At 55.9% G+C, this 12,702-nt stretch carries 12 protein-coding genes; 6 read left to right on the forward strand and 6 right to left on the reverse strand.

The genetic code is table 11. The features are described from left to right. Positions 1-293: 293 nt before the first annotated feature. The 3 genes from JQR90_RS09770 to JQR90_RS09780 are packed head-to-tail and all read right to left on the reverse strand — an operon-like array spanning position 294 to position 2,346. The gene (locus tag JQR90_RS09770; protein WP_010798274.1) at positions 294-1,052 is read right to left on the reverse strand and encodes a molybdopterin-dependent oxidoreductase; all 759 of its coding nucleotides are present in this window, start codon (positions 1,050-1,052) and stop codon (positions 294-296) included. Next, positions 1,045-1,668 (reverse strand): cytochrome b/b6 domain-containing protein, encoded by a 624-nt coding sequence (locus tag JQR90_RS09775; RefSeq protein WP_010798275.1) that lies wholly within the window; start codon positions 1,666-1,668, stop codon positions 1,045-1,047. The genes JQR90_RS09770 and JQR90_RS09775 overlap by 8 nt, the downstream gene beginning before the upstream one ends. Before the next feature lie 54 nt (positions 1,669-1,722). Further along, positions 1,723-2,346: a hypothetical protein gene (locus JQR90_RS09780; RefSeq protein WP_010798276.1), complete on the reverse strand. Its 624-nt coding sequence runs from the start codon at positions 2,344-2,346 to the stop codon at positions 1,723-1,725. Positions 2,347-2,485: 139 nt separating this feature from the next. On the opposite strand from JQR90_RS09780, the gene JQR90_RS09785 reads away from it, so the two are divergent. Both JQR90_RS09785 and JQR90_RS09790 read left to right on the forward strand, forming a co-directional pair. Further along, positions 2,486-3,181: a heavy metal response regulator transcription factor gene (locus JQR90_RS09785; protein WP_010798277.1), complete on the forward strand. Its 696-nt coding sequence runs from the start codon at positions 2,486-2,488 to the stop codon at positions 3,179-3,181. After that, positions 3,160-4,596 carry a heavy metal sensor histidine kinase gene (locus JQR90_RS09790; protein WP_073449764.1) on the forward strand — a complete coding sequence of 479 codons (1,437 nt, stop codon included), beginning with the start codon at positions 3,160-3,162 and terminating at the stop codon, positions 4,594-4,596. Before JQR90_RS09785 ends, JQR90_RS09790 begins: the two co-directional genes overlap by 22 nt. Before the next feature lie 193 nt (positions 4,597-4,789). Here the strand turns inward: JQR90_RS09790 and JQR90_RS09795 are convergent, their stop codons facing one another. Then, positions 4,790-5,410 carry a flavin reductase family protein gene (locus tag JQR90_RS09795; protein ID WP_010798279.1) on the reverse strand — a complete coding sequence of 207 codons (621 nt, stop codon included), beginning with the start codon at positions 5,408-5,410 and terminating at the stop codon, positions 4,790-4,792. Positions 5,411-5,469: 59 nt separating this feature from the next. On the opposite strand from JQR90_RS09795, the gene JQR90_RS09800 reads away from it, so the two are divergent. Continuing rightward, on the forward strand, positions 5,470-5,943 hold the full coding sequence (locus tag JQR90_RS09800; RefSeq protein WP_073449713.1) for a 3'-5' exoribonuclease: 474 nt from the start codon (positions 5,470-5,472) through the stop codon (positions 5,941-5,943). 98 nt (positions 5,944-6,041) lie between these two features. Here the strand turns inward: JQR90_RS09800 and JQR90_RS09805 are convergent, their stop codons facing one another. Next, positions 6,042-8,273: a TonB-dependent siderophore receptor gene (locus JQR90_RS09805; RefSeq protein ID WP_010798281.1), complete on the reverse strand. Its 2,232-nt coding sequence runs from the start codon at positions 8,271-8,273 to the stop codon at positions 6,042-6,044. Positions 8,274-8,614: 341 nt separating this feature from the next. Between JQR90_RS09805 and JQR90_RS09810 the strand changes: the two genes are divergently transcribed. Next, positions 8,615-9,268 carry a DUF4198 domain-containing protein gene (locus JQR90_RS09810; protein ID WP_239380847.1) on the forward strand — a complete coding sequence of 218 codons (654 nt, stop codon included), beginning with the start codon at positions 8,615-8,617 and terminating at the stop codon, positions 9,266-9,268. A gap of 70 nt (positions 9,269-9,338) precedes the next feature. Here the strand turns inward: JQR90_RS09810 and kdgR are convergent, their stop codons facing one another. Next, a complete protein-coding gene (gene kdgR, locus JQR90_RS09815; protein ID WP_010798283.1) occupies positions 9,339-10,127 on the reverse strand; it encodes a DNA-binding transcriptional regulator KdgR in 789 nt (262 codons plus the stop codon). A gap of 326 nt (positions 10,128-10,453) precedes the next feature. Between kdgR and JQR90_RS09820 the strand changes: the two genes are divergently transcribed. Continuing rightward, complete coding sequence (locus JQR90_RS09820; RefSeq protein ID WP_434156938.1) at positions 10,454-11,380, forward strand: sugar kinase; 927 nt, start codon at positions 10,454-10,456, stop codon at positions 11,378-11,380. A 3-nt stretch (positions 11,381-11,383) separates the two neighbouring features. Beyond that, on the forward strand, positions 11,384-12,595 hold the full coding sequence (manD, locus tag JQR90_RS09825; protein ID WP_010798285.1) for a D-mannonate dehydratase ManD: 1,212 nt from the start codon (positions 11,384-11,386) through the stop codon (positions 12,593-12,595). Positions 12,596-12,702: the final 107 nt, after the last annotated feature.

Genomic DNA, 12,702 nt, shown 5'->3' on the forward strand with positions numbered 1-12,702 from the left:
CAACAATGCTGCGCTCTTGTTCAGGAGCGGCATGATTGATTTATCAGGTCTGAAAGCTCGATGCCCATATGCTCTATGACGGCACGGCTGTCCGATACTTGAATCGGGCCGTCGACGTACGACAGGTTCAGACCTGGTTGATGCCAGCCTAGGCGGTATTGGGATTGTTCTAGGAATAAGGGCGTTAACCCGTACAAGCGCAGCATGACGCTGAAAAGAGGCGTACCGGCGCAAAGGCAAATACGGTACGCATCATATGGCTGGCTCTTAATATAAGGGCAGAATGCTGGGTTTCAAATACCGCTGAACCAATTGTAGCCCTGATCTTCCCAGTACCCTCCTGGGTATTGGTTGGTAACAAACAACTCGCCAATATGCTTGGGGTTCTTGAAGCCCAGCTTGGTAGGTACGCGCAGGCGAAGCGGGTAGCCGTAATCGGGCGGCAACGGTGTCTTGCCAAAGTCCAGTGCCAGAAGGGTTTGAGGGTGAAGGGCAGTGGCCATGTCGATGCTGGAGTAATAGCGGTCGGCACACTTGAAGGCAACATACTTTGCCGTAGTATCAGCACCGATGTGTTCGAGAAAGGTTTTGAGCGGTACGCCACTCCACTGACCAATGGCACTCCAACCTTCGATACAGATCAGCCGAGTAATGTCGCTGCGCTGAGGAAGTCGCCGCAGCGCTTCCAGCGTCCAGGGCTGCTTCTTTTGTACGAGCCCCGAGACCTCAAGGCGATAATCGCTCAGGTCTACATCAGGAACGTTGTATTCAGGGTAAAAGGCGTTGAAAGGAAAGGGGTGAGTGATCTGGTCTTCCCGGTAGACCGGCGCCAGACGCTGGCCGCCAAACAACCAGGCCTGAACCCGATCATTCCAACGGGACAGGGCCCAGAGTACCTTGTCTACCTGATCGCCATCCTGCAGATTACAGCCGGTCAGCATGGCCATGGCGCCGACGGTAAGACCGGAGCGCAGGAACAGTCGACGCTGCAGGTTAACCACTTGCGTACGCTGCGCTGGCTCAAGATAAATTCTGGTTTTGCGCTCACTCATGATGCGTCTCCTTGACCCGACCGGTAATCATCGGAAGAAAGGTGCGAGGGACAAGCATGACGAGGGCAAGGTGGATAATCACAAACCCGCCGATCCCAGCCATGGCAAGGAAGTGGACATAGCGTGCCCGGTCAAATCCACCGAACAGAGTGGCCAGGGCCTGCAACTGTACGGGCTTCCAGATTGCAAGACCCGACAGTACGACCAGAGCGCCCATGGCCAGTACGAACCAGTACATCAGCCGCTGCACAGCGTTATACGTCCCCAGTCGATGGGCTAACCGAAAGCGCAGCGCATCCATGAGGTCCTGGCGAAAGGCCCGAGCGCCTATGGGCAACAAGTCCCGACGAAAGTGTCGGCTGGCGAGGCTGTACAGCACATAGAGGGCGCCATTAATCACCAAGACCCACATGACCGCGAAATGCCAGGCAATGGAGCCACCCAGCCAGCCGCCCAAGGTAGCCCAGGTCGGAAAGGCGAACCCGAATAGCGGTGAGGCGTTGTAGATACCCCATCCGCTCAAAAACATGCAGGGCATGGCAAGGGCGTTGATCCAGTGAGTCAGGCGTACCGGCCAGGCATGCACCAGCCGCCGCGTGGTAGTCGGATGCGTCATGGGTCATCTCCCGGTAGGAGGGTAGGCGCACCGCTCCGGTGCGCCTCAGCTGGGCTACATGGGTGGGGTATAGCCGTCTTTACCGATCGCAACGCCTTTGGCCGTCTTGCCATCAGCATCAGGAAACAACACGATCTTGGTTCCAGGCTTGAGTTCGTCCGCCTTGCCGGGTTCTACATAGGCAATCGGCACATCTTCAGGCACATGCAACTGCTTTTCGCCGCCCTTGTACTGCACTGTCAGGGTGCGGCCGTTGGCATTCTTGAGTTCTCCAACAGTACCGTTGGTCATGGTACCGGAAGAGCCATCAGCGTTTTCCCATCCGTAATGGCCTTCGCCAGTACCCCGCAGGCTAGCTTCAAATACGGTGACTTCCAGTGCCTTGAGGCTGCCGTCCGGCTGCGGAATGGCGGCGGAACCTACAAAGCTGTTGGGCTCGATTGCGTCCAGTTTGGCCGGAGAGACCAGGCGATAAGATGTCTTGTCAGTCAACGCAACCGACAGGTGCTGGCCATTGCGAGTGGTGAGGTCCAGCGTGTTGGATTGCACGGCATCTACCGTTCCGCGAACCGGCTTGACAGTCGGCATGGCGGCGCCGGCGGGCGTGGCGGCATGGACAAGCAGCGTGCTGCCCAGTAACAAGGTACCTAGGGCAGTGGATAACAGATTCTTGGTCATGGGCGAATCCTTCTGGGATAGGTTGCAGGAGCCATGCTCGCGCAGGGAAGGGGTCATGAAGATGACGGGCGAATGACAAAAATGTAATCCACCGTCGTCGTCGTGCTCGTTAGAATTGACTGATCGCAGGAGAGCAACTGTGCACCTATTACTGATTGAAGACGACACGAAAACCGGCGAGTACCTGAAGAAAGGGCTGGGTGAGTCCGGCTATGTAGTGGACTGGGCCCAGCATGGAGCGGACGGTCTGCACATGGCGCTTGAGCATCATTATGACCTGATCATTCTGGACGTCATGCTGCCTGGCATCGACGGTTGGCAGATCATGGAGGTGCTGCGCAAGAAGCACGACGTGCCCGTCCTGTTTCTTACTGCCCGCGATCAGGTACAGGACCGTATCCGCGGCCTTGAGCTGGGCGCGGATGACTATCTGGTCAAGCCGTTTTCGTTTACCGAGCTGGTGTTGCGCATCCGTACGTTGCTCAGGCGTGGCGTTGTCCGTGAGGTCGACCACTACCACCTGGCAGATCTGGAGCTGGATCTGCTCAGGCGGCGCGTTACGCGGCAGCAGCAGGTGATTACGCTGACCAACAAGGAGTTCGCATTGTTGCATCTGCTGCTGCGCCGTGAAGGTGAGGTGCTCTCGCGTACTCTGATCGCGTCGGAGGTGTGGGACATGAATTTCGATAGCGACACCAATGTGGTGGATGTGGCCATCAAGCGACTACGCAGCAAGATCGATCAACCCTATCCCATCAAACTTATTCATACGGTACGCGGCATTGGCTACGTCTGTGAGGCTCGGCCATGCGCATCCGAAGACAGCCCTCTCTAACCCTTCGGGCAACTCTGGCCTTTGCGGTTGTCGCCATGCTGACCGTAGGCGGCGTGGGCGTTTATCTGTACGGCTCGTTGAAACACACGCTACTGGAGCGCAGTGATTATGCCGTACTTGGGCGGGTCGACCATTTTCGCAAGCTGTTGAGGTATGACCTGAATCTTGCGGATCTGCAGCGCAATCCGCAGCTGTTCGAAAACATGCTGGGTAATGAGGATGATGTCTTCATCATCAGCCAGCAGGGGCAGTCTATCGTCATGGTCAATCCCAAGCAGGCCATACTGCCGGATTTGCCTGTGGTCGGCAGTGACGAGTCATTGAGTCTGGATGACCTGCGCAGTGGCGTTGCGCCGAACAATATTCCCCTGCGCGCGGCGGCGGCTGAAGTCCGTTCCGGGGATACCTCGGTTCGTGTCGTGGCGGCTCATCTGCTGGTCAAGGAAATGGCCATGCTTGATACGTTCCGTGAGCGCATCCTGGGCGCCGTAGTGCTGGCGTTTCTGCTGACAGCTATTCTGGGCTATCTGTTGCTGCGCAGAGGGTTGCTGCCTATTCGTGAAATGGCTGCCCATGCCGCAACAATCACACCCGCGAGATTGAACAGTCGACTCGATCCCGCCAATACGCCCAAGGAGTTGGATCAACTCACCACGGCGTTCAACGGTATGCTGGATCGGCTGGCGGATGGCTATCAGCGTCTGGTGCAGTTCTCAGCGGACCTTGCCCACGAGATTCGCACGCCTATCGGTTCGCTGATGGGGATCTGCCAGGTTACGTTGCAGCAACCTCGCTCTCTGGATGAGTACCAAAGTGTGATCGCCTCCAATCTGGAAGAGCTGGAGCGTATTTCACGCATGGTGGAAAGCATTCTGTTTCTTGCCCGCGCCGATGATGCGCAGGCAGTACTGGATTACAAAACCCTGGCGCTTGCAGACGAGCTGGAGCGTGTGGCGGACTATTTCGAGGGGCTAGCCGAAGAGCGTGAGCTGCGGCTCAGCACTGAAGGCGACGGGAAGTTGGAAGCTGATCCGTTGATGGTGCGCCGTGCGCTGAGCAATCTGGTTGCCAACGCCATTCGATATGCGGACAAAGGTTCCGTTATCCATATCCGTACACTGCAAAAAGGACAGGAGCAATGGATCCAGGTAGAGAACAGCTGCCCTATGCTCGAACCTCGTCAGCTGGAACGCTTGTTTGATCGGTTCTACCGAGGTGATGCGGCACGGCATGGCTCGGAATCCAACGGGCTTGGACTGGCGATTGTAGCAGCCATCATGCGTCTGCATGGGGGAAGTGCAAGCGTCGAGCAGGATGAGCATCGGCACATTTGCTTTACCTTGCGCTTTCCCCATGTGGCTCCAAAGCGCGAGTCCATACTGACGGCACCTATGGCAAAAGGCTTACACGGATAGAAGTCGGTTGGCGCTAGGCCTGCATGCAGCATCTGCGTAATCTACACATATCGAAATGCAGCGCAGGAAGCGCTCATCGCACCTCAAGGACGACGACCACGCCAGGATGGCAACTTGACAGGATGTTGAGTAAGGTCAACGAAACCCCGCCAAGCGCGGGGTTTTTCGTTTGCGCTGAATAATTATGGGGTATTTATTTCGGCCGGTACATCTTGAAGAGCTGCGCTTCGGTAATCTCGAAATAGTCTGCCGGACCGCCCCCGCGCAGGATGGGCCGTGCGGCCGCAGTCTGATAGACCCCGTCGACCAGCAGTGACCTGTCGATATGTACGCCGACCACCTCGCCCAACACCAGCCAGCTTTCCACCGAATCCCCGGCTGCGGTTTGCAACTGGATCAGTTGGGTGAGCTTGCATTCGAAGGCCACCGGCGTTTCGGCAACACGTGGTACCGAGATCACGCGTGAGGGGGTAGTCGTCAACCCGGCCAGTTCAAATTCGTTGACCTCCGGCGCTACCGCTGCACAGCTGGTGTTCATCTGTTCCGCCAGTGCGCGTGTCGCAAGGTTCCAGCAGAACTCACCCGTCCGCTCGATATTACGTACGCTATCCTTATAGCCAATGCTGGAAAAGCCGATAATGGGCGGCACATAGTTGAAGGCATTGAAGAAACTGTACGGCGCCAGATTCAATTGCCCCTGCTCGTTGTGAGAGGAAATCCAGCCAATCGGACGTGGGCCGACGATCGCATTAAAGGGATCGTGGGGCAGATCATGGCCTTTGGCGGGTTCGTAGAAATGAACGTGTTCAGACATCGACAGCCTCTCCTGACTAGATGGTTACATACTGACACACACCAGCTCAGGGTGACGCAATGCCATTTGCTTTTCTTGATACAGAGTTCACCAGTCTTACTGCGCAAGCCAGACTGATTTCGCTGGCGCTGGTTGTTCCAGACGGCCCCGAGTTCTATGTTGAATTGCCGCAGAATTGGGACCTTGCAGACTGCTCTGACTTTGTCATTGAAGTTGTGCTGCCGCAGCTGGACCCTGTGCAGTATGGCATGAGTGTGCCGGACGCCAGGGATGCGCTATGGCAGTTTCTATCCCGCTTTGATGAGGAGGTCATCGTGTGCTGTGATGCGCCACTATGGGATTGGGAGTTCTTCAGTCAACTGGCATATCGCCATGGCAAGTGGCCTGCCAATGTGCGTAATGCCCCCCGTAACAGCTATGACCTGATACTGGACCTTGCCAGGGCCATTCCTGAAGAACAGGTGCCTCATCACGCACTGCTGGATGCGCGTCTGGCGGCCAGGCACTACCGCATTGCGACCAGCCGGGGCTAGGCCGCAACACGACCTAATCGCTACGCAAGCCAATATAGCCCGTTGTGAGGCGAGGTTATCGCCACTGCTTGATGCTCAACCTCGCTCCGGCGGAGCTGTTACCACTGATACGTTGCGCTCAACTGCGCCGTACGCTGCGAACCGTACCAGCACCACGAATACGAGTAGCAGGTGGTGATGTATTCCTTGTCTGTCAGGTTGGTCACATTCAGGGCCAGCCGCAGGTTATCGGTAGGGCTGTTGATAGGGCCGACGTCGTAATGAATGGCCGCATCAAACAGCGTATAGCCAGATACTTTTAACGTGTTGGCGGCATCGCCCCAAGAGGAGCTGACGTAGCGTACACCGCCGCCTACTCCAAGACCTTTAACCGGCCCCTCATGAAAAGTGTAATCGGCCCAGGCGGAAGCGGTATGGCGAGGCAGGCCGTAAGTGGTCGTGCCTTCCACGGGTACCTCGGGACCGTTTGCAACACCCGTCACCCCAGGGGCTCTGCTGGTGGTATTGTTGGATTTTGTGATCCGGTTGTCGAGGTAGGCGTAGGCGGCAGTGATGTCCAGATTGTTGGTCAGGCTGGCTTTGCCTTCAATCTCCAGGCCACGGGACTGGACTTCGCCATCCTGTACCTGGCAGCGACTGCCGTTACACAGATGGGTAGGGTCTGGGTCGAGTGTCGGTACGTTGGTCTTGCGCAGATCAAACGCCGCGATGGTGATAAAGCTGTTGCTCCCAGGCGGTTGGTATTTGATTCCGATTTCGTACTGCTTGCCTTCCGATGGCTGAAAGAGCGAGCCGCCATAGAGCGTGCCCGACTGCGGCTCGAACGACTCCGCATAGCTTACATAAGGTGCGAACCCATTATCGAACAGGTAGACCAGCCCCAGACGTCCTGTAAATGCTTCGCTGGACTGCAAACTTTTGGCTTTTCTGCCAGTGCTGAGGGTGAGTGTGCTATTGCTGGTATCTGCCCAGTCGTATCGTCCTCCCATTAGCAGGACCCAGCGGTCCCAACTCAGATGATCCTGTAGGTAGAGACCTTTCTGCTCACTGCGCTGAGTCGCGTCGGTGGAGAAGGCAGGATAGCGATCGATACCGGTATAGACAGGGTCGAAGATATCCAGGCTACTGCCTTTTCCATAACCGGCCTTGGTATCGCTGCTGGTGTTCTGATAGTCAGCACCCAGTAACACGGTGTGCTGTAACGGGCCCGTACCAAACTTGGCCTGGAGTTGGTTGTCGAGGGCGTAGGAGTCAATGTCTACATCGGTTGCAATGGTGCTGCGGCTCATCGTGCGGTAGTCAGCTGCCAGAACGGATGCATTGTACAAGCTGCGGTAAATGCCCTCGCTGCGCAGGTAGCGAGCGTTTTGCCGTACAGTCCAGGTATCGTTGAAGCGATGTTCGAACTGATAACCGAGTGAATAGTACTCACGATCAGACTTTTCAAACTCCTTGTCACCGTCGTAAAAGTCGACCTTGATGCGCCTGCCAGTTGGACTATGCAGTGCTGAGCCATAGGCGGGAATGGAGCCGTAGGAGCCCCCTTTGGGATCCCGCTGGAAATGGCCCAGCAGTGTAAGGGTCGTGTTCTCCGAGGGGCGCCAGGTGAATGACGGTGCAATAGACTGTCGACGTACTTCGGTGTGTTCGATCTGGCCATCCGCATCGTCATAAAGACCCAGCAGGCGGTAGGAAAACTCTCCTGCGTCGTCTAAAGGACCGCTGAAATCCAGCGTGGTCCGCTTCTTGTCAAACGTGCCTATCTGAACAGCGATTTCATGGTAGGGCGTATCCAGGGGACGCTTACTGACCATATTAATCACGCCTGCCGGGCTGGATTGTCCATAAAGTACCGACGCAGGCCCTCGTAGTACCTCTACACGCTCCAGATCAAAGGCATCTTCCTGAGGAAGGGCATCCCGGCTGCCGGGCATGCGCAGCCCGTCCAGGTAACTGCCTGGTGAAAACCCTCGAATGGTCAACTGGTCCAGGCGCGAGGCGGTAGCGCCACGACTTTCCGGAATGACGGCCGCGGTGTAACGCAGGATCTGATTGAGGCTCTGCGCATCCTGAGCCTGCATCTGATCACGGGTAATGATCGAAATGGACTGCGGTGTCTCGATCAATGAGGCATCGGTCTTGGTTGCCGTAAGGCTGCGATTGGCGACATATCCACTTACCGGCCCTGTAGGACTTTCATCCAGCGATTCCTCGCTGATTTCGGTAGCGTCCAGTTCAAAGGCAGCCTCTTGTTCAGCCGCATTTATGGGTGAGGCAAGCAGGGTCACGCAGGCAACGATAGCGCAAGATGAAGCAGCAGAGCGGTACATACAAGTCCTTTGTAGATAAGCGCTTAAGCACAACCACAGCTAATAGCGCGAGGTGAGAGAATTTCTATCTACCTGATAACTTATATCAATTGAGAATTTGTATCAAAAAAGAAAATATCTCATTACAAATTAGCTATAAGGCTTTATCGACGTAACGGGATAGGATGAATGTGAGGTAAGGGCTAAAGAGGTCAAGCAGGCGGAAAAACGCTTCTCATCAGTGATTTTTACATGCTTTATGTACTGCTGCGCGATACATGAAAGCGGTGCAACCGGTGCGAATTTCTTTTGCCAAGTGGTGAAGGGGCGCTTCCAATAACCTTCAATAAGGAAAACCTGTGGTGATACTTAGAAACGCTCTGCTCTGTATTGGTCTTGGTAGCGTTGTACTTAATGCAAGCGCGCATGAACTCTGGCTTGAGCGGGATGCAAGTGGCCCCATACGTGTCTACCTCGGCGAGCCGGACGAGGGCGTATTGGAAACCGGCGAGACCATTGCTGCGCTGGCCCCTACCACTCAAGTGTTTACCCATGATCGAAATGCAACGGCAAAGGTTGTAGCACGTGAAGATCACCTGGAGGCTGCAGTAAACGAGCAGGGGGATGTTCGCAGTTATAACGATCAGGTCTGGAAACCTTGGAAGGATGAGCAGGGCCATTATACAGCCGCCTTGATGCACGCTCGTGCAGGCCGCACCGAGACCAAGGCATTGCTGGATTACGAACTCGTGCCTGCTGCTGCAAACAGTAACCGCTTTACCTTACTGTTCAAAGGCAAGCCGCTTGCCGAACATGATGTGGTTCTGTTCGATCCAAAAAATCAGGCGCTGAAATTGAAGACGGATAGTCAGGGCGTTGTCGATGTCCCTGCCAAGGAGAAAGGTCGGTTCATCTTGGCAAGTGGTTACCAGACGCCTGCGAATGGTTATGAAGTAGCCGGTCAAAAGATGGATAATCTCTATTACGGTACTACCACAAGCTTTATCGTGGATTGACGGCTGCACACTAAATGCACTGTTACTTCTCCGCTGCTTTCGCTAGTAGCAGCGGAGACACGTCGAACATTTAGTTAAACATGCTTTCGGGGCAACCCAAGCGGCGCGAAATGACCTGGGCTGTTTTTAGTAATTCCTGAACGTATTCGTCTTTGAGTTCTTCTCTGAAGCGAAAGCAGGGGAAGGAAACACTCATTCCAGCAACGACATGGCCGAAGCGGTCATGGATGGGCGCGGCAAGGCAGCGCATATTCTCTTCGAATTCTTCTTTGTCCTCACCGTATCCCTGGCTGCGGATAAGTGCCAGCTCCTCAAGGTAGGCCTCCAGACTCGACAGGGTATTGGCCGTACGAGGCTGGAAGGTCTCGCTCGCCAGGCGCTTGCGTACATCCTGCTCGTCGCGCCAGGCCATCAGTACCTTGCCAATGCCTGTGCAATAAAGCGGCGCACGCAAGCCGATCCGCGAGTACATCCGCAGGTTGTAGCGCGAGTCGATCTTGTGGACATAAACGATATTGTCTTCATCGAGAATGCCTAGATGCACTGTTTCGCTCGTAAGCTCATTGATGGTACGCATGCCGGGCTCGGCTTCACGTACTAGATCAATATGCGGCAATGCCTTACTGCCCAGTTCGAACAGCCGCACGCTGAGGCGATAACGATCCTCGCTGTCCTGTACGACATACCCTAGCGATTTAAGGGTCTGTAGAAAGCGGTAGACGGTGCTCTTGGACATGTCCAGCTTTTGCGCAATTTCTGAAACGCCACTTTCTTCAGGACACTGACCCAGCGCTTCCAGAACAGCCATGGTCCGGCTAACCGCGGTTACAGATTCATTATTGGTAGTGGGACTATCCATGCGGGCTCCTCTGCGAACGTTGTTAAGTGTATCTGAATTCCATTTCGAAACAGCGTTTCATTTCTCTTGACGTGCCTTGTTGAATCGCTACACTCGGTTCAATACAGGAATTGAAACCACGTTTCAATAATGCTGATGTAGGGGCCGCAAGCGTGGAACCCCGCTACAAAAACAAGAAGGCACCAGATGATGCAGGCTATTCCACAGCGGTATCTAATGCCCGTCCAGGCAGACGCGTATGTGACGAATCGGGTGGGGGGCTCCCTATGACGACCCTCTTCAAATCTTTGCCATCCCCGATACGGGTTGCCCTGGTTGGTGAATGCATGATCGAGCTGCAACGCGACAGCGCAGGCACGATTACTCAGGCATTTGGCGGGGATACACTCAACGCCGCGGTCTACCTGGCTCGGCTATGCCAGTCCACGGCCATTTCGGTGGACTATATAACCGCCATCGGTCAAGACCCGTTCAGCGAGGCCATGTGTCAAACCTGGCAGGCTGAAGGGCTGGGTACACAAAATGTGCGACACCTGCCTGATGCATTGCCTGGTCTTTATTTCATCCAGACTGATGAGCAGGGCGAGCGGCAGTTTCTTTACTGGCGTGGTGAGGCGGCCGCCCGACGCTGCTTCGATGGCCATGAGGCAGCGCAGACGCTGGCGGCCTTGCTCAACTATGACGTCATCTACCTGAGTGGCATCAGCTTGGCGGTGCTGACTGCTGAAGGCCGGGCACGGCTTCTCGAGACATTGGCCGAGGCGCGCATGCAGGGCACGCGGATCGTGTTCGATAATAATTACCGCCCCCGACTCTGGCCGGATCGCGGCGCGGCACAACACTGCTATCAGGCATTGCTGGCGTTGGTCGACCTGGCGCTGATTACCTGGGAGGACGATGTCGAGCTGTTCGGCTTCTCTTCACCTGAGGCCTTGTTCCGTACCTATGCCCAGTCAGGCGTTACCGAAATAGTCCTCAAGCGGGGGGAGGCTCCGTGTCTGATCCATACCGGACGGCAGGTTCTGACGATTCCCGGCGAGAAGGCGCAGCAGGTGGTCGATACCACCGCCGCCGGTGACTCTTTCAGCGCAGCATACTTAGCCTGTCGTCTGCAGGGCGGTAATCCTGAACAGGCTGCCCGGTGGGGTCACCGGTTGGCTGTCAGTGTCATTCAGCACCGAGGCGCCCTGATCCCGCCTCCCGCCATGCCGGCAATGCCCGCGCTTTCGTATTCCCTAGCTGCCCAGGCTTGAACAATGAAGATAAGAGAAGCCCGCGTTATCGTGACCTGTCCCGGTCGTAATCTAGTCACTCTCAAGATTGTGACTGACGAAGGTCTTTACGGAATCGGCGATGCTACCCTCAATGGCCGTGAGCTGGCCGTGGTCGCCTATCTGGAAGAACATGTTATTCCTGCCTTGATCGGACGGGATGCTCATCGAATCGAAGACATCTGGCAGTACCTGTACCGCGGTGCCTACTGGCGTCGTGGGCCCGTCACCATGACGGCGATTGCCGCGGTTGACCTGGCGTTGTGGGACATCAAGGCCAAGGCCGCCAATATGCCGTTGTATCAATTGCTTGGCGGCAAGAGTCGTGAGCAGGTGATGGTATACGGGCACGCTACCGGCAAGGACATTGAGTCCTGCCTGGATGAGGTAGCCCGACATGTAGAGCTGGGCTATAAGGCCGTCCGAGTCCAATGTGGCATTCCCGGTATTCCCACCACCTATGGTGTAGCCAAGCGCGAAGGTGAGCGCTACGAGCCGGCAGACAGTGACCTGCCGGCCGAACACGTCTGGGACACTGCCAAGTACCTCAAGTATGTCCCCAAGCTGTTTGCTGCGGTTCGTGAACGCTTCGGTGACGACCTGCACATCCTCCACGACGTGCACCATCGCCTGACGCCTATTGAAGCAGGGCGTCTGGGTAAGTCGGTAGAGGAATTCAATCTGTTCTGGCTGGAAGACTGTACGCCTGCCGAGAATCAGGAAGGTTTCCGCCTGATCCGCCAGCACACCACCACACCACTGGCGGTGGGTGAAGTCTTCAACTCGATCCATGACTGCCGCGAGTTGATCCAGGAGCAGCTGATCGATTATATCCGTGCAACGCTTGTGCATGCCGGTGGCATTACCCATGTCCGGCGGATCGCTGATCTGGCGGCGCTGTACCACGTGCGTACCGGTTTTCACGGCGCAACTGACCTGTCACCGGTATGCATGGGAGCGGCACTGCACTTCGATACCTGGGTACCTAACTTTGGCATCCAGGAGCACATGCCCCATGAGGAGCGGATCGATGAAGTCTTCCCCCACGCGTATCGATTCGAAGATGGTCATTTCACGCCGGGCGAAGCGCCAGGGCATGGCGTAGACATCGATGAAGATCTGGCGGCGCGCTATCCCTACAAGCGTGCCAGTCTGCCGGTAAACCGCCTCGTAGACGGTACGCTCTGGCACTGGTGAATCATGCTCGACAATGACAACAACAGACGGGTACGCACAATGAACAAACAGAACCGATTGTATGCAGGGAGGCTGCTGGGTAACGCCGGTGCAGCCGTTAGGTCGAT

The organism is Pseudomonas sp. JZ114 (assembly GCF_051027705.1).
GTDB classification, from domain to species: Bacteria; Pseudomonadota; Gammaproteobacteria; order Pseudomonadales; family Pseudomonadaceae; genus Chryseomonas; species Chryseomonas luteola.

What these genes read in the sequence shown, in the direction of transcription:
- JQR90_RS09805 (WP_010798281.1), bottom strand. Translation starts at nt 8,273, where the DNA reads ATGTACCGCTCTGCTGCTTCATCTTGCGCTATCGTTGCCTGCGTGACC.
- manD (WP_010798285.1), top strand. Translation starts at nt 11,384, where the DNA reads ATGAAGATAAGAGAAGCCCGCGTTATCGTGACCTGTCCCGGTCGTAAT.
- JQR90_RS09780 (WP_010798276.1), bottom strand. Translation starts at nt 2,346, where the DNA reads ATGACCAAGAATCTGTTATCCACTGCCCTAGGTACCTTGTTACTGGGC.
- JQR90_RS09800 (WP_073449713.1), top strand. Translation starts at nt 5,470, where the DNA reads ATGCCATTTGCTTTTCTTGATACAGAGTTCACCAGTCTTACTGCGCAA.
- JQR90_RS09820 (WP_434156938.1), top strand. Translation starts at nt 10,454, where the DNA reads ATGATCGAGCTGCAACGCGACAGCGCAGGCACGATTACTCAGGCATTT.
- JQR90_RS09795 (WP_010798279.1), bottom strand. Translation starts at nt 5,410, where the DNA reads ATGTCTGAACACGTTCATTTCTACGAACCCGCCAAAGGCCATGATCTG.
- kdgR (WP_010798283.1), bottom strand. Translation starts at nt 10,127, where the DNA reads ATGGATAGTCCCACTACCAATAATGAATCTGTAACCGCGGTTAGCCGG.
- JQR90_RS09770 (WP_010798274.1), bottom strand. Translation starts at nt 1,052, where the DNA reads ATGAGTGAGCGCAAAACCAGAATTTATCTTGAGCCAGCGCAGCGTACG.
- JQR90_RS09775 (WP_010798275.1), bottom strand. Translation starts at nt 1,668, where the DNA reads ATGACGCATCCGACTACCACGCGGCGGCTGGTGCATGCCTGGCCGGTA.